The 16209-nt window shown below is 57.9% G+C and carries 12 protein-coding genes and 1 other RNA gene; 1 reads left to right on the top strand and 12 read right to left on the bottom strand.

Annotated features, from left to right (window positions below; translation table 11 throughout):
* Positions 1–17: 17 nt before the first annotated feature.
* The 12 genes from OSH04_RS06035 to rnpB all read right to left on the bottom strand — a co-directional run bounded on the left by OSH04_RS06035 (position 18) and on the right by rnpB (position 14327).
* Positions 18–968 carry a D-alanine--D-alanine ligase gene (locus tag OSH04_RS06035; RefSeq protein ID WP_266108110.1) on the bottom strand — a complete coding sequence of 317 codons (951 nt, stop codon included), beginning with the start codon at positions 966–968 and terminating at the stop codon, positions 18–20.
* Positions 965–2371 carry a UDP-N-acetylmuramate--L-alanine ligase gene (gene murC, locus OSH04_RS06040; RefSeq protein ID WP_239055172.1) on the bottom strand — a complete coding sequence of 469 codons (1407 nt, stop codon included), beginning with the start codon at positions 2369–2371 and terminating at the stop codon, positions 965–967. The genes OSH04_RS06035 and murC overlap by 4 nt, the downstream gene beginning before the upstream one ends.
* Entirely contained in the window at positions 2368–3441 is a 1074-nt protein-coding gene (gene murG / locus OSH04_RS06045; RefSeq protein WP_266108111.1) for an undecaprenyldiphospho-muramoylpentapeptide beta-N-acetylglucosaminyltransferase, read from the bottom strand. Before murG ends, murC begins: the two co-directional genes overlap by 4 nt.
* A complete protein-coding gene (gene ftsW, locus OSH04_RS06050) occupies positions 3438–4631 on the bottom strand; it encodes a putative lipid II flippase FtsW (protein ID WP_022983452.1) in 1194 nt (397 codons plus the stop codon). Before ftsW ends, murG begins: the two co-directional genes overlap by 4 nt.
* Positions 4628–6157 (bottom strand): UDP-N-acetylmuramoyl-L-alanine--D-glutamate ligase, encoded by a 1530-nt coding sequence (gene murD / locus OSH04_RS06055; RefSeq protein ID WP_266108112.1) that lies wholly within the window; start codon positions 6155–6157, stop codon positions 4628–4630. Before murD ends, ftsW begins: the two co-directional genes overlap by 4 nt.
* Positions 6154–7326, bottom strand: a complete 1173-nt coding sequence (mraY, locus tag OSH04_RS06060; RefSeq protein WP_035271084.1) for a phospho-N-acetylmuramoyl-pentapeptide-transferase — start codon at positions 7324–7326, stop codon at positions 6154–6156. The genes murD and mraY overlap by 4 nt, the downstream gene beginning before the upstream one ends.
* The gene (murF, locus tag OSH04_RS06065) at positions 7316–10093 is read right to left on the bottom strand and encodes a bifunctional UDP-N-acetylmuramoyl-L-alanyl-D-glutamate--2,6-diaminopimelate ligase MurE/UDP-N-acetylmuramoyl-tripeptide--D-alanyl-D-alanine ligase MurF (protein ID WP_266108113.1); all 2778 of its coding nucleotides are present in this window, start codon (positions 10091–10093) and stop codon (positions 7316–7318) included. Before murF ends, mraY begins: the two co-directional genes overlap by 11 nt.
* Positions 10090–11829: a peptidoglycan D,D-transpeptidase FtsI family protein gene (locus tag OSH04_RS06070; protein ID WP_035271088.1), complete on the bottom strand. Its 1740-nt coding sequence runs from the start codon at positions 11827–11829 to the stop codon at positions 10090–10092. The genes murF and OSH04_RS06070 overlap by 4 nt, the downstream gene beginning before the upstream one ends.
* Positions 11826–12128 (bottom strand): cell division protein FtsL, encoded by a 303-nt coding sequence (gene ftsL / locus OSH04_RS06075; RefSeq protein WP_009455049.1) that lies wholly within the window; start codon positions 12126–12128, stop codon positions 11826–11828. The genes OSH04_RS06070 and ftsL overlap by 4 nt, the downstream gene beginning before the upstream one ends.
* A complete protein-coding gene (gene rsmH / locus OSH04_RS06080; RefSeq protein WP_266108114.1) occupies positions 12125–13195 on the bottom strand; it encodes a 16S rRNA (cytosine(1402)-N(4))-methyltransferase RsmH in 1071 nt (356 codons plus the stop codon). The genes ftsL and rsmH overlap by 4 nt, the downstream gene beginning before the upstream one ends.
* 7 nt (positions 13196–13202) lie before the next feature.
* The gene (gene mraZ / locus OSH04_RS06085) at positions 13203–13631 is read right to left on the bottom strand and encodes a division/cell wall cluster transcriptional repressor MraZ (protein WP_009455053.1); all 429 of its coding nucleotides are present in this window, start codon (positions 13629–13631) and stop codon (positions 13203–13205) included.
* Positions 13632–13920: 289 nt separating this feature from the next.
* Positions 13921–14327: RNase P RNA component class A (gene rnpB / locus OSH04_RS06090), an RNA gene on the bottom strand.
* A gap of 65 nt (positions 14328–14392) precedes the next feature.
* Here rnpB and OSH04_RS06095 point away from each other — a divergent pair.
* Entirely contained in the window at positions 14393–16207 is a 1815-nt protein-coding gene (locus OSH04_RS06095; protein WP_083054110.1) for an ATP-binding cassette domain-containing protein, read from the top strand.
* Positions 16208–16209 lie beyond the last annotated feature (2 nt).

Consider the following 16209-nt stretch of genomic DNA (forward strand, 5'->3'; position numbering starts at 1 on the left):
GAGTCAGGCTCCCCGTTCTATAGGCTGCGAGCAATGGCCTGCACCTTGCAGCGCGCCGTTGCCAAAATGTTCACGCACAACTGGGCGTAGCTGGTGCCCTCTGCTTTGGCTGCCATGGGCACCAAAGAGTGGCTGGTCATGCCCGGAGAGGTATTCATCTCCAGCAGCCAGGGGCGGTTTTGCTCGTCCAGCATGAAATCGGCACGGCCCCAGCCTTCGCAGCCCAGTGCATTGAACGCACGGACAGACAGATCCTGGATATGTGCCGTCAACTCAGGCGACAGATCTGCAGGACAGAAGTACTGGGTTTCGTCCGAGTAATACTTGTGTTCAAAGTCGTAATTGCCTTGTGGGGCCACAATATCGATCACGGGCAAGGCACGTGCCTGGGCACCAACGCCGATGATGGGTACAGTCAATTCGCGACCACGAATGAATTGCTCAGCCAGCACGACCGTGTCGTAATGCATGGCGGTTTCAAAGGCGGCAACAGCCTCCTCGGGGCGATCCACACGCACCACCCCCACGGTGGAACCTTCATGGGGCGGCTTCATGATCAGGGGCACACCCAGACGTTCAACCGCAGCGGCAACCTGGCTGACATGATCCAGTTGCGCAAAACCGGGAGTGGGCAAACCCAGGTGCTGCCAGATGTGCTTGGTCATGATCTTGTCCATGGCCAAGCCGGAGGCCATCACACCGCTGCCGGTGTAAGGAATGCCCATCCACTCCAAAGCACCCTGCAAGGTGCCGTCTTCGCCGTAACGACCATGCAAAGCAATAAACACGCGGTCAAAACCGGCCTGAGCCAGTTCGGTCAGTCCTTTCTCGCCCATATCGAACAAATGCGCATCCACGCCCATGCTGCACAGCGCTTCATGCACGCCTGCGCCAGACATCAAGGACACTTCACGTTCGGCGGACTTGCCGCCGTACAACACGCCGACCCGACCAAAATCCGCTGTCATGCCATTTCTCCCAATTGAGCAGGAATCCGGCTGATGGACCCTGCACCCATTACCAACACCACATCGCCGTCACGGACAAAGTCCAGAACGGCTTGTGCCATATCGCTGATTTCGGCCACGAAAATGGGTTCGACCTTGCCGAGCACACGCACTGCGCGACTCAAGGCACGGCCATCGGCGGCCACAAGGGGAGCCTCACCGGCGGGATAGACCTCTCCAAGGAGGACCGCATCGGCCTGGCTAAGTACCTGCACGAAATCTTCAAAGCAATCACGGGTGCGTGTGTAGCGGTGCGGCTGGAATGCCAGCACGATGCGGCGATCAGGCCAAGCACCACGTGCGGCCGCCAAGGTAGCAGCCATTTCGACAGGATGGTGACCATAATCGTCAACAACGGTAAACGTGCCACCACCTTGCTCCTGAGAAACCGGAAAGTCACCCACCATGGAGAAGCGGCGCCCCACGCCGGTGAACTCTTTCAGGCCACGGGCAATGACCTCATCACTGACACCCAGCTCAGTGGCAACCGCAATGGCAGCCAAGGCATTGAGTACATTGTGCTTTCCGGGCAGATTCAGGCACACGGACAGCAGGGGAAGATCGCCTGTGGCCCCTTTGCGCTGCACATCAAAACACATGGTGGTGCCACGGCTTTCGATGTTGATCGCGCGGACCTGGGCATCGGTATCAATGCCGTAAGTCGTGACAGGACGCGATACAAAAGGAATGATTTCGCGCACATTCGCATCGTCGTTGCACACGATGGCGCTACCGTAAAACGGCAGGCGGTGCGTGAAGTCGATGAAGGCGCTTTTCAGTCGGGCAACGTCATGACCATAGGTGTCCATATGGTCGACGTCGATATTGGTGATGATGGCCATCACCGGCAACAGGTTCAGGAAAGAAGCATCAGACTCATCCGCTTCCACCACGATGTAATCGCCCTGCCCCAAGCGGGCATTGGCACCGGCCGAATTCAGGCGACCACCGATCACAAAGGTGGGGTCCAGATCAGCCGCGCCCAGCAGGCTCGCTACCAGGCTGGTGGTGGTGGTCTTGCCGTGCGTACCAGCCACGGCAATGCCGCGCTTCAAGCGCATCAGCTCGGCCAGCATCAGGGCACGTGGCACCACCGGAATGCGGGCGGCACGCGCGGCCAGCACTTCGGGGTTGTCACCCGCAATGGCGGTGGAGGTGACGATCGCGCCCATGCCAGCGACGTTTTCGGCTTTATGGCCGATCACGATACGAGCACCCAGCTGTTCCAGGCGACGAGTTACCGCCGTTTCCTGAATATCCGAGCCACTGATGGCAAAGCCCAGGTTCAGCATGACTTCGGCAATGCCGCTCATGCCCGAGCCGCCAATCCCTACAAAATGAATATGTTGAATGCGGTGTTTCATCCCACCCTCCTTGCCGCCTGCTGACATGCTTCGGCAATCTGCTGCGTGGCATTCAACTGTGCATGTTCTTGCGCGTGGCTGGCCACACGACTTAACTCTTCACGGTTCAGTCCTTGCAACCACTGCGCAAGCCACTGAGCCGTCAACTCCGATTGTTTCTTGAGCCACGCACCCGAGCATTCGCTCAGGTAGCGGGCGTTGGCTGTCTGGTGATCGTCAATCGCGTGTGGCAGAGGCACGAACAGAGCCGCTACGCCGATTGCAGCCACTTCAGCTACCGTCATGGCACCGGCGCGACAAATCAGCACATCGGCCTCTTTCATGGCCTGCGCCATATCGCCAATAAAGGCCTTGCAGTCGGCCTGCACCTGATTGTCTGCGTAGCTTTGCTGCAAGCTTTCCAGATGCTGCTGGCCGGACTGATGGGTTACATGCGGACGCTGCTCGGCAGGGATCAGCGCCATGGCCTCAGGCACCACTTTGTTCAGCGCGGCGGCCCCCAGGCTGCCCCCTACCACCAGAATGCGTAGCGGTCCGCTGCGTTTGGCATAACGCTCGGCAGCCGGACCTTGGCCTACGAAGGCATCGCGCACCGGGTTGCCCACAGTTACTGCACCAGGCAAGGCACCGGGGAAGCCGGTCAACACACTGGTCGCCATTTTGGCCAGGTAGCGATTCGCCGTACCGGCCACCGCATTTTGCTCGTGCACTACCAGCGGGCGGCGCGACACAAAAGACATCAGGCCACCGGGGAAAGCCACGTAGCCGCCCATACCCAGTACCACATCCGGCTTGGCTTCCTGCAGGCAGCGATGCGCCTGCCTGCAGGCACGGATCAAAGTAAAGGGTAAAGAGAGCAATGCCTTCACGCCTTTGCCTCGTAGTCCGGAAAATCGCAGAGGCAGCATTTTAATCCCATGCTGTGGGACCAAGCTACCTTCCATGCGCTCGGGATGACCCAGCCACAACACTTGCCAGCCGCGTTGCTGCATGGCTTCAGCCACGGCCAGCCCGGGCATGATGTGCCCACCTGTACCGCCTGCCATGATCAGGATGGTTGGAGTGCTCATGTGCGCTTACCTCGCATCATTTGCCGATTCTCAAAATCCACCCGCAGCAACAAGGCAAAAGCCACCAGATTCATCACAATGCCCGAACCACCGTAACTGACCAAAGGTAAGGTCAGACCCTTGGTAGGCAACAAACCCAGCACCACACCAATATTGATAAAAGCCTGCACGCCGAACCACAGCGCCACACCTTGAGCGACGACACCGCTGAACAAGCGATCCATGGCGCAGGCCTGACGACCAATATTGAAGCTGCGCCATACGACAAAGCCAAAGGTCAGGATCAGGGCGGCCACGCCAACAAAGCCCAGCTCTTCGCCAATTACCGCGACGATGAAGTCGGTATGGGCTTCAGGCAGGTAATGCAGTTTCTCCACACTGGAACCCAGACCCACGCCAAACCATTCGCCTCGGCCCAAAGCAATCAGCGAGTGCGACAACTGATAGGCACTGCCATAAGCATTGTCAGGATTCCAGGGGTCCAGATACACGAACAAACGTTCACGACGCCACGGTGAGAGCCAGATCAGCAAAAGGAAGCTGCTGACCATAATGCCCAGCAAGGCAGAGAACAACTTGCCGTTAATTCCGCCGATGAACAAAATGCCTACCGCAATGGCCACAATGACCATGAAGGCGCCCAAGTCAGGCTCCATCAACAGCAACACACCAACCAGACCCAGGGCCACCGCCATAGGCAGGAAACCCCGAATAAAGGTATGCAGGTGCTGCTGCTTGCGCACGGTGTAATCAGCGGCATACAGAACCATGGCTACTTTCATCAGCTCCGAAGGCTGGAAGTTGATGATGCCCAAAGGCAACCAGCGACGTGCACCGTTTACTTCACGGCCAATGCCGGGAACCAGCACCACCAGCAGCAAGAAAATAGCCAGAGCAAACAGAGGCACGGCCAACTTCTGCCACACACGCAGCGGCACGGTTGCGGTAAACATGGCCAGCACCACACCCACCACAATGAACAAGGCGTGGCGAATTACAAAGTAGTAACGACCGTAGCTTTCATAGCGCGGTCCGTCTGCCAGAGCGATCGAGGCCGAATACACCATCAGCAAACCAAACAGGGTCAGCATCAGTGTGGCGGCCAGCAAGGGGCGATCAAACGCAGGCAATGCCGTGCGTCCGGGACGTACGGCATTGACACCCGAGGTCAGCTCAGCAAACAGACTCATGCCGGCTCTCCTCTATCCAGTGCCATCTCGGTCACGGCGGCGACAAAACACATGCCGCGATGGTGATAGCTTTTGAACATATCCATGCTGGCGCAGGCCGGAGACAGCAAGACCACATCGCCCGAACGCGCCTGCTCGGCAGCAGCTTGCACAGCAGCTTCCAGACCCTCGCAGAAACGATGACGGACATCATGAGCGTCCAGAACAGAGGCAATCAGCTTGGCGTCCTGCCCAATCAAAAACACTTCAGCCACATTCGAGGCAGCCGCAACGGCCAGCGGCTCAAAATCCTGGCCCTTGCCCAAACCACCGGCAATCAGCCAGACACGCTGATCAAACCCCCGCAAGGCGGCAACAGTCGCGCCGACATTAGTACCTTTGCTGTCATCCAGATATTGAACACCGTCCATCACACGCACCAGTTCGACACGGTGCGGCTCCCCTTGATAGGTGCGCAGACCATTGAGCAACTCAGCCCAACCCAGACCCAGACAACGAGCCAGCAACAAGGCTGCTTGGGCATTCAAGGCGTTGTGACGCCCCTTGATCTGCAAAGCCTCAACCGGCATCAAGCGTTTCAAGCCACCTTTACCGCGCACGGCAGGCTCAGCCGGTGCATTACGTTTTTTCAGGCCTGTGGCCGGCAGCTCAAAATCGGTAGGCTCATTGGCCACCAACCACTGCATGCCGCCATCCGTCAGCAAGCCCATATCGCCCAGCAAAGCGGGCTGGTCCAAACCGAAGCTGCGCACCGACTCTTGGCTGGCATCGGGAATCATGGCCATAACGGCTGGATCATCACGATTGACCAAGGCCACATCACACATGCTGTACATGCGCTGCTTGGACTCGACGTAAGCGTCCATACCGCCGTGCCAGTCCAGATGATCCTGCGAAATATTCAGTACAACGCCAGCATCCGCCTGCAAGCTAAAAGTGCTATCCAGCTGGAAGCTGGACAACTCCAGCACCCAGACCTGCGGCAAGGCATTGTTTTCCAGAGCGTCGCACAGGGCGGTCAGCGCAGCAGGGCTGATATTGCCCACGGCCAGTGCAGAAACACCTGCCTGCTCCAGCAAGTGGCGCGTCATGGCCGTGACGGTAGTCTTGCCATTGGTGCCGGTAATGGCCACCACACGGCTTTCATGGCCTTGATCAGCCAGATCTTTCAAGGCACGGGCAAATAGCTCGATCTCGCCAATGACTTCGATTCCACGATCTCGTGCCTGGCTTAAAAAGGCGGCCAGAGCAGGATCCAGGGGCGACAAGCCTGGGCTGATCACCAGGGTATGCACGTCGCTCAGGCTATCGGCCTGCAAGGCGTTCTGCCCCAGACGCACGTCCAGAGGCGCGTTGCTCAGGGCCTGAAGCTTGTCCAGACCCTGCACGTTCTCGCGTGTATCCGCCAAACGAATGCTGGCCCCCTGGGCCAAAGACCAGCGAGCCGCAGCAAAGCCTGTCTCGCCTAACCCCAGGATAAGCATGAGACCGTCTTTACGGATCGAAGGAAAACTCAACGCATTCATCGCAATTTCAATGTAGACAAACCGACCATGACCAGCATCATGGTGATGATCCAGAAGCGAACCACCACCTGTGTTTCTTTCCAGCCGCCAACTTCAAAGTGATGGTGCAGCGGCGCCATACGGAACATTCGTCTGCCCTGCCCGTAGCGTTTCTTGGTGTACTTGAACCAGGTCACCTGCAGCATCACCGACAAGGTTTCCACCACAAACACGCCACCCATAATGAACAGCACGATTTCCTGGCGAACGATCACCGCAATCGTGCCCAGCGCACCGCCCAGGGCCAGCGCACCCACATCACCCATGAACACTTGGGCGGGATAGGCGTTGAACCACAAAAAGGCCAGACCCGCACCGGCAATGGCCGCACAGATCACCATCAACTCACCCGCGCCGGGGATATAGGGGAACAAGAGATATTTGGAGTAGTCGACCCGGCCAACCACGTAGGCAAAAATACCCAGGGCAGCGCCCACCAGCACGGTAGGCATGATGGCCAGACCGTCCAGGCCGTCCGTCAGGTTGACGGCGTTGCTGGAGCCAACAATCACTGCCCAGGTCAGTACCACAAAGCCCAGCACACCCAGCGGGTAGCTGACGGACTTGAAGAACGGCACGATCAGGTCAGCCTGCGTAGGCAGGGGCATGGTGAAGCCGCTCAGGACCCACTCTTTGAACAAAGGCCACAGCTCAGTATTGGCAGGCACCGAAACGGCAAAGCTCAGGTACACGGCCGCAACGATACCGATCAAGGCTTGCCAGAAAAATTTCTGACGCGAGGACATGCCTTCGGGGTCACGATTGACGACTTTCTTGTAGTCGTCTGCCCAACCAATCCAGCCAAAACCAAAAGTCACCAGCAGAACAACCCACACAAAACGGTTGGTCCAGTCTGCCCACAACAAGGTACTGATACCGATAGAAATCAGGATCAGGACACCGCCCATGGTGGGCGTGCCGTTCTTTTGCAAATGCGATTCCGGACCGTAAGCGCGGACAGCCTGACCAATTTTCAGTTCGGTCAGCTTGCGAATCACCCAGGGTCCTGCCAACAAGCCAATTGCCAGCGCAGTGGCGCTGGCCAAAATAGCACGCAGGGTGATGTACTCAAACACCCCAAAGGCGCGAATATGATCGTCCGATAGCCAACGTGCCAGTTCAAGAAGCATGAGTGGCCCCTTCATTATGGGAGAAGTGGTTTTCCAGGGCGGCAACCACACGCTCCATACGAGCGCTGCGCGAACCCTTGATCAACACATGAGACGGCTCCAGGGCCAGCAGGTAAGCCACCATGTCTTCCAAAGTCTCGAATTGATGCGCACGCGCACCAAAAGCCTGGGCAGCATGGCTGGCATCGCCACCCAAGGTCAGCAATTCATCCATGCCACGCTCTTTGGCGTAGGCACCCACTTCAGCGTGCAATTCGGAGCTGTTATCACCGATCTCGGCCATATTGCCCAGCACCAGCACCTTGCGGCCTTTCAGCTGTGCCAGCACATCAATGGCAGCACGTACCGAATCCGGGTTGGCGTTGTAGGTGTCGTCAATCAACTGGTAACCGGAAGACAGCTGCTTGGGCTGCATACGGCCCGTGACAGGACGGAAGCTTTCCAGACCCTGCACAATCGCGCTCAACGGCGCACCGGCGGCATGAGCGCAAGCGGCAGCGGCCAAGGCATTGCGCAGGTTGTGGATACCGGGGCTGTTCAAGGTCAGGGCAGCAGACTGGCCTGCCACATGCAACACAAAACGGGTTTGAGCTGGCTCGACAAACATATCGGCCGCAAAGACCGTTTCCTGACCGCTCAGGCCAAAACGCAATACGGGACGCTGACCAGCCTGCTCAGCCCACATGGCGCTGAAGGCATCATCATCAGGAATCACCAGCGCGCCATCTTGTGGCAGCGCGTCGATCACGGCACCGTTTTCACGAGCCACCGCTTCCACACTGTGCATGAACTCCTGGTGTTCACGCTGTGCGTTATTGATCAGGGCAATCGTGGGGCGAGCCATGGACGCCAGCACGGCAATCTCACCGGGGTGGTTCATGCCCATTTCCAGAACGGCGGCTTTGTGCTCGGAGCTCAAACGCAGGATGGACAGGGGTACGCCCAGATCGTTATTCAAATTACCGCGAGTTGCCAAGCTTTCTGCTTCGCCCAACCAGGCACGCAAGATCGCGGCAATCATTTCCTTGGTCGTGGTCTTGCCATTGCTGCCGGTCACGCCAATGACAGGGATGTCAAAGCGCGAGCGCCACTCGGTCGCCAAGGTCATCAGCGCACGACGCGTATCGCCCAGCACAATTTGTGGCAGTTCGACGTCGGCATCACGCTGAGCCACGAGGGCCGCCACAGCGCCCTGCTCTTTCGCTTTTTCCAGATAGCGATGACCATCGAACTGCTCGCCGCTCAGGGCCAGGAACACATCACCTTTGCTCAGGCTGCGGGAATCGGTGCTCAAACGCACGCCACGCAACCACAGCAAGGCGGCTTTGGCCCAGTCGGAATCGTCAAACACAGAGCGCTCGCCCTGCACTTCCTGGTAGGTTTCGTGGCCCTTACCGGCCAGCAAAACAATATCTTCAGGGCTGGCAGCCCAGATCGAAGACAGGATGGCGCGAGCCCGATCCATTTGCACGGCCGGCGCTTCAGGCATACCAGCCACGATCTGACGAATGATTTCGGCAGGATCTTCAAAACGAGGGTTGTCGGTCGTGACCAGAACGCTGTCAGCCAGACGAGCCGCCACTTCACCCATAATGGGGCGCTTGGCCGTGTCGCGGTTACCGCCGCAACCAAATACGCAAATCAGCTTGCCGCCACGTACGCTGGCCACTTCACGCAAGGCTTGCAGGGCGCGTTCCAGCGCATCGGCAGTATGAGCGTAATCCACCACGACCAAAGGCAAGGGCTGACGACCTGCGGTGCTCTTGGGCGTCACAATTTGCAAACGGCCAGGCACGGACTCCAGCTTGTCCATGATGCGCGCGATCTTGGACACAGGCCAACCCACTTCTTGCAGTACACCCGCCACCAACAGAAGGTTGGCCACGTTATGCTCGCCCAGCAAGTGGGTCAAAATTTGTGCGGTGCCGTGAGCGGTCACCAGATTGAATACCTGGCCGTCGGCACCGGTATGCACGTCCTGAGCCAGCAAATCTACCTCGGGCTGGCTCATGGAGTAGGAAATCACACGGGCGGCCAGACCGGCCTGCATCAATTCACGGCCCGTTTCATCGTCAGCGTTCACGACGGCGCTACGCAGACCAGGCCAACTGAACAGGCGCAGCTTGGCCTGTTTGTACTCTTCCATGCTGTGGTGATAGTCCAGATGATCATGCGTCAGGTTCGTGAACCCGGCAATATCAATACGGACACCATCCAGACGGCCTTGTTCCAGACCAATGGACGAGGCTTCCAGGGCCACGGCATTGCCGCCTTGGGCGCGAATAGCAGCCAGGCTACGGTGTACGGTCAGCACGTCCGGCGTGGTCAGGACGCCACCCAGATTGGAGCCATCGGGCAAGGTCACGCCCAGCGTACCGATAGTGCCGCAAGGCACTTGGGAATGATTCAAGGCCGACGCCACCCACTGCACGGTGGACGTCTTGCCATTGGTGCCGGTCACCGCCACGACAGTCATGGCCTCGGAAGGACGGCCCCACCATTCGTGGGCCACTTCACCCAGCAAGGCACCCAGATTGGGAACCTGCAAAACAGGCACACCGGGATCAACTGTTTGATCGCCCCGCTCGCGCACAATGGCCACTGCACCTTGCTGCACAGCCTGAACTTCGTACTCACGACCATCACCCTGATGGCCGCGGCAGGCGAAAAACGCATCACCCGCCTTGATCTGGCGGGAATCCAAACACAGATTAGCCGTGGGCGCTACATGCTGCGCCAGCCACTCCAATATTGCTGCGGCGTTCATCGTACATTCTCCGCACCGGGGCCAACGGCCACCAGCGAATCTATGGGCGCATCAGGCTGGACACCTAGGCGTCGCAAGCTCCGGGCCACAATTTCTGAAAAAATCGGCGCGGCAATACGCCCGCCGTAATAATTGGAACTATGTGGTTCGTCGATCGTGACGGCCACCACAATGCGAGGGTCGGAGACAGGCGCGAAGCCGACAAAAGAGCCGCGATACAAGGACTTGCTGTAGCGACCATCCACAATCTTGCGGGCCGTGCCGCTCTTGCCAGCGACGCGATAGCCTTGCACCTGAGCCAGACGGGCACCGGCGGGGCCCGCCGCAGCTTCCAGCATGGCGCGAACTTCCGCGGCCACTTTAGGGGTGTAAACCTGAACGCTGGCGGGCTTGCCTTCGCGCTTAAGCAAAGTCATGGAAACCATGTCGCCATTACGCGCAAACGCCGTGTAGGCGTGGGCAATTTGCAGCAGGGAAACCGACAGGCCATAGCCATACGACATGGTGGCGCGCTCGATGGGACGCCAGCGCTCCCAGGGGCGCAGTCTTCCACTGGCAATACCGGGAAAATCGGCCTGCGGAGAACGGCCAAAACCCAGCTCGGTAAACTTGTTCCACATTTCCTGCGAAGTCAGGCGCTCGGAAATCATGGTCATGCCAATATTGCTGGACCGACGCAAAATACCGGCAGCATCCAGCATGCCATTGTTGCGACTAACGTCACTGATCACGCTACCTTGGTAGCGGTACTGACCATTGCCCGTGTTGAACTGGGTGGCGGTGGTGATGCGGTTGATATCCAGCGCCAGAGCCACGGTAAACGGCTTCATGATGGAACCGGGCTCAAAGGTGTCGGTCAAGGCACGGTTACGCAGGGCCGGACCCTTGCGATCATCCCGGTCGTTGGGGTTGTAGGTAGGCAAGTTCACCAGGGCCAGAATCTCCCCGGTTTTCACGTCCATGACCACGGCCGCAGCGGCATTGGCCTTGACGTCTTCCATACCTTTTTTCAAGGCGGTGTACGCGTCGAACTGCAAGCCGGCATCAATGGACAAGTGCAAATCCTGACCGTGGGTAGGCGGGATGATGGCGCGCACGTCCTCCACCACACGTCCCAGACGGTCACGAATTACGCGGCGCGAACCGGGCGTGCCGGACAAGGCAGAGTTGAAGGCAAGCTCAATGCCCTCGATGCCCTGGTCTTCAATATTCGTAAAGCCCACAATGTGCGCCATGACATCCCCTTCGGGATAGAAACGACGCATTTCTTCTTGTTGGTGGATACCAGGGATTTTCAGTTCAGCGATTTGAGCCGCCACATCCACATCCACCTGACGCTTGATGTAGACGAAGTTACGATCTTCAACGGACAGACGACGCTCGATATCGGACTGCCCCATACCAAGGAGCTTGGCCAACTGACCGATCTGCTCGGGTTTGGCATTCCGAGCATCATCAGGAATAGCCCAGATGGCTTTAACAGGCACACTGGAGGCCAGCACCACAGAACCCGTACGATCAAAAACCTTGCCACGCATGGGCGGCAGCACCTGGGTGCGCTCATAACGGCGCTCGCCTTGCTGCTGCAAAAATTCGGTAGACAGGCCCTGCAAATACAAAGCCTTGACGATCAGGGCGCCAAAACCCAGAAACAAGAGGACCAGCACCAAACGCGAGCGCCAGAATGGAATCTGGACGCTCAGGACGGGATTTTCGTGATAACCGAATCGTTTCATGGCCGCCCTCCGGACTGCACCTGGGTCGAGCTCAGCTCACCCCCTTGCAAATAGAGAGTGCGCTCGGGAGAGCTCAACACCAGGCCCAATTCGTTGCGACCAATATCGTCCACGCGAGCGTTACGGGCCAGCTCGGCCCGTTCCAGTTGCAGACGACGCCAGTCCGTATCCAGTTCACCGGCTTTGGTGACCAGACGATCGGTTTGCACAAACAGCTCGCGCGCCTGATAGCGCGCCGTCACCAAAGAGATGGCCGAAAGCATCAACACCAAAGAGAGGGTGATGACCAGGCGCATCATCGGCGGCCTCGCTTGCCGGCGGGCTGTCGGCTATAGGCGGCCTGTTGCAGCAGACGCTCGCTGGCGCTGCGCATCCAGTCCTGGTGGATGGGGGTGTCGGTGCGTTGCACCACACGTAATACCGCCGAGCGGGCTCGGGGGTTGTCGCTGGACTCCTCGTCAGTGGGCAAGATTCTGCCCAAAGACTGCACCAGAGGCTGGGGCAAGTCTTTTTCAAGAATAGGTAGACGTGACTGTTCCTGCGCGGGACGCGCAGCTGCGTTCATGAACTGTTTGACCATGCGGTCCTCCAGTGAATGAAATGCAATCACCGCAAGCCTGCCCCGAGTCGCCAATCGACTCAGAATTGACGGAAGCGCGTGCGCGAGCTCTTCGAGCTCACGATTGAGGTAAATCCGTATAGCCTGGAAGGTCCTGGTTGCCGGATGTTGACCCTTTTCGCGCGTGCGGACGACACCGGCGACGAGCTCGGCGAGATCACGCGTTGTATGTAGCGGGCGGGATTGGCGGCGATCAACAATCGCCTTTGCAATCTGGAAAGCAAACCGTTCTTCGCCATATTCTGCAATGACCTCCTTTAAAACTTCTACGCTGACCTCGGCCAGCCACTGTTCAGCGGTCAAACCACCGCTGGTATCCATGCGCATGTCCAACGGACCTTCGCGCATAAAAGAGAAACCTCGTTCTGCGTCGTCGATTTGTGGCGAGGAAATGCCCAAATCCATCATGACGCCTTGCAATGGCCCCACATCCAGCTCGTCCAGAGCCTGGGCCAAATCACCAAAACCACTATGTACAACCGTCACACGGCTATCTTGTGCTGCCAGCTCCTGGGCCACGGCGATCGCTTGCGGATCCTTGTCGATCACGATCAGGCGCCCCTGGGGACTCAAGTGCGACAACAAGAGACGGCTGTGACCGCCACGACCAAAAGTGCAATCGACGTACACACCATCGACCAAACCCTGGATTTCGGGGTTTTGCGCCCAGCGCCGGGCCTCAAAGGACGGATCCACGAGGGCCGCCACCGTAGGCTCCAGCAGCACGGATCGATGTACCAGCGTCATGACTTACTCAGAAAGAAAAAGTGTCGAATACGTCTGTGGAGTTTTCAGCCAGATCCTGGGCCTGTCGGCGTTCCAGTTCCTGCGCATTCCACAACTCAAAATGGGTGGCCATACCCAGCAGCATGGCGTCGCGCTCCAACCCCACTGCGGTGCGCAGTTCGGGAGCGATCAATATCCGACCAGCGGAGTCCAGATCAACGTCCTGAGCACTACCCAGCAGCAGGCGTTGCAAGAAACGGGCACTCATGGGAAAGCGGGCAATTTGTTCGCGCTTTTCTTCCCACACACTGCGCGGATACACCAGCAAACAGCCGTCGGGATGGCGAGTGAGGGTCAAGCGGCCTTGTTCCTGCTGCAAAAGCGCGTCACGGTGCCGAGTCGGAATGGACATCCGACCCTTAGCATCCAGTGTGAGTGCGCTGCTGCCTTGGAACACTATTTTCCCCCACTTTTTTACACTATTTCCTACTTTTCCCCACTCTACGGGGGAAAGCCTTTGCGGTCAAGGCAGTGGTTGCAATTTTTTCAATCACAACAAGCACTTAGCGCACTATCCTAGAAGTGGCTAAAAAAAAATACTGTGTGAAATCAAGAAATTGCAGGGCGCATTAAAAGTGAATTGTTATAAAAATGCGCGCAAGCGACTCTTGCCAAGGATTCAACATCCTTAACAATTGCTTTCAAATGTACGAAATCGGTGCAATTGGTGGCGAACGCCGGGAGAAGTGTGAGACAGGCCTATAGGCCGGATTCTGTATGCCAGCGGGAACCCGCTGGCCGGCAATCATTCCTCTGGACCGACCATTACTGGCCGGTTCTAGCTACCTACCCGCATACTGAGACGAGCCGCCTCTCGGGCTAAAAGCCTGCGTATGCCTATTTGGTATTGCTCCGGGTAGAGGTTACCGCGTTTCACCCCACAGCACTTTGCACCGAAGTACAAGAAAACACGGAAGTCGCCGTATCTGTGCCTGCTTGCGCAAGCCCTTGCTGTGGTCTCGTCTCTGTGGCCCTGGTCCTCGGCTCGTCTGGCGTGATACCACACTTGCCGGACGGCTGTTAGCCGCTACCCTGCTCTATGGAGTCCGGACCTTCCTCGATACTTGCGTACCGCGACTGCCCAGCCTGCCTCACAGATGCATTGTAACCTGCGACAATAGAGAAATTCGCAGGACGCGCTGATTTATCTGGAGTCTTATGTCCACCAATCTGATTTCCCTGACCGATGCCCAATTGGCATTCGGCCACCATGCTTTGCTGGACCATGCCGATCTGGTCATTCAAAGCAACGAACGTATCGGTCTGATCGGGCGCAATGGTGCTGGCAAATCGTCGCTTTTGAAAATTCTGGATCAACGTCAAGCTCCCGACGATGGTCAGGTCAAACGACTGGGCGGGCTGAAAGTAGCCACCGTCGAACAAGAACCGGAGCTGGATCCGAATCTGAGCATTTACGATTTGCTGTGTGGCGATTTCACCGAAGCCGAAGACTGGCAACGCCCTGCCCGCGTCAACGCCCTGATCGACAAGCTGGGCTTGAATCCGGATGCACTGGCTGGCAGCTTGTCGGGCGGACAGCGTAAGCGCGTCGCCCTGGCCAATGCCCTGGTGAACGAACCCGACCTGCTCTTGCTGGACGAACCCACCAACCACCTGGACTTTGACGGCATTCTTTGGCTGGAACAATTGCTGCTGGATTTCCGTGGCAGCGCAGTCATCATTACCCACGACCGCCGTTTCCTGGATGTGGTAGCAACGCGGATTGTCGAGCTGGATCGCGGCAAGTTGTTCAGTTTCCCCGGTAACTTCAGCCAATGGCAGGAACGCAAGGCTGAATACCTGGAAGCAGAGAAGCAACAAAATGCCAAATTCGACAAATTTCTGGCCCAGGAAGAAGTCTGGATTCGCAAAGGCGTGCAAGCCCGCCGCACCCGAGATGAAGGTCGTGTTCGCCGCCTGGAACAATTGCGCCGTGATCGTGCCGAGCGACGCGAGCGCTCGGGCGACGTCAAATTCGCCATTTCCGAAGGCCAGCGCTCCGGCAAGCTGGTCGCTGAACTACAAGATGTCACACACGGCTACGACGACCGCATCCTGATCAAGGATTTTTCCACCGTGCTGATGCGCGGAGACCGTATTGGCCTGATCGGCCACAACGGCGCCGGCAAAACCACACTGCTACGCATCATGCTGGGTTTGCAAGAGCCTAATTCTGGCACTGTACGCCACGGTACCAAACTGAACATTGGCTACTTTGACCAGATGCGCAGTCGCCTGGACGAAAACGCCACTCTGGCGGACACCATCAGCCCCGGCAGTGAGTGGGTGGAAATTGGCAATCAGCGCAAGCACATCATGAGCTACCTGGAAGACTTCCTGTTCCCGGCAGCCCGCGCTCACTCCCCGGTACGCAGTCTGTCTGGCGGTGAACGTGCCCGACTGGCGCTGGCCCGCATGTTTGCCCAACCTACTAATGTATTAGTACTGGACGAACCGACCAACGATCTGGATATCGAAACTCTGGAGCTACTGGAAGACCTGATTCAGGATTACACAGGCACCGTGCTGCTGGTCAGCCACGACCGTACATTCCTGGACAACGTGGTCACCCAGGTGATTGCGGCCGAAGGCGACGGCCATTGGGGTGAGTATGTGGGTGGCTACGACGAGTGGCTGGCACAACGCCCGCAAGCCAAAGCCGAGACACCGGCAGCCAGCACTCCAACTCCCGCCGCCACTGAAAAGCCTGCTGCAGAGCGCAACAACAAGGCTAACAAGCCTGGCCGTCTGGCCCCGTGGGAAGAAAAGGAACTGGACGCGCTGCCCGAGAAGATTGCGGCTATAGAAAGCCAGCAAGCCGAACTGGCAGAACAGCTGAGCGCACCGGATCTGTATAAAGATGGCTCTGCTCGAGCCGACGAGATCAACCAACAACTGGATCAGCTCAACACTGACCTGGAGCAGTTATTTGAACGTTGGGAAAAGCTGGAAGAAAAGCGCTTGGCCAGCTAAAG

It is taken from the genome of Alcaligenes nematophilus (assembly GCF_026344155.1).
Classification (GTDB): Bacteria; Pseudomonadota; Gammaproteobacteria; order Burkholderiales; family Burkholderiaceae_B; genus Alcaligenes; species Alcaligenes phenolicus.

Excerpts from the sequence above, each read along its gene's own strand:
- OSH04_RS06035 (WP_266108110.1), bottom strand. The coding sequence starts at position 968 with ATGACAGCGGATTTTGGTCGGGTCGGCGTGTTGTACGGCGGCAAGTCC.
- murC (WP_239055172.1), bottom strand. The coding sequence starts at position 2,371 with ATGAAACACCGCATTCAACATATTCATTTTGTAGGGATTGGCGGCTCG.
- murG (WP_266108111.1), bottom strand. The coding sequence starts at position 3,441 with ATGAGCACTCCAACCATCCTGATCATGGCAGGCGGTACAGGTGGGCAC.
- ftsW (WP_022983452.1), bottom strand. The coding sequence starts at position 4,631 with ATGAGTCTGTTTGCTGAGCTGACCTCGGGTGTCAATGCCGTACGTCCC.
- murD (WP_266108112.1), bottom strand. The coding sequence starts at position 6,157 with ATGAATGCGTTGAGTTTTCCTTCGATCCGTAAAGACGGTCTCATGCTT.
- mraY (WP_035271084.1), bottom strand. The coding sequence starts at position 7,326 with ATGCTTCTTGAACTGGCACGTTGGCTATCGGACGATCATATTCGCGCC.
- murF (WP_266108113.1), bottom strand. The coding sequence starts at position 10,093 with ATGAACGCCGCAGCAATATTGGAGTGGCTGGCGCAGCATGTAGCGCCC.
- OSH04_RS06070 (WP_035271088.1), bottom strand. The coding sequence starts at position 11,829 with ATGAAACGATTCGGTTATCACGAAAATCCCGTCCTGAGCGTCCAGATT.
- ftsL (WP_009455049.1), bottom strand. The coding sequence starts at position 12,128 with ATGATGCGCCTGGTCATCACCCTCTCTTTGGTGTTGATGCTTTCGGCC.
- rsmH (WP_266108114.1), bottom strand. The coding sequence starts at position 13,195 with ATGACGCTGGTACATCGATCCGTGCTGCTGGAGCCTACGGTGGCGGCC.
- OSH04_RS06095 (WP_083054110.1), top strand. The coding sequence starts at position 14,393 with ATGTCCACCAATCTGATTTCCCTGACCGATGCCCAATTGGCATTCGGC.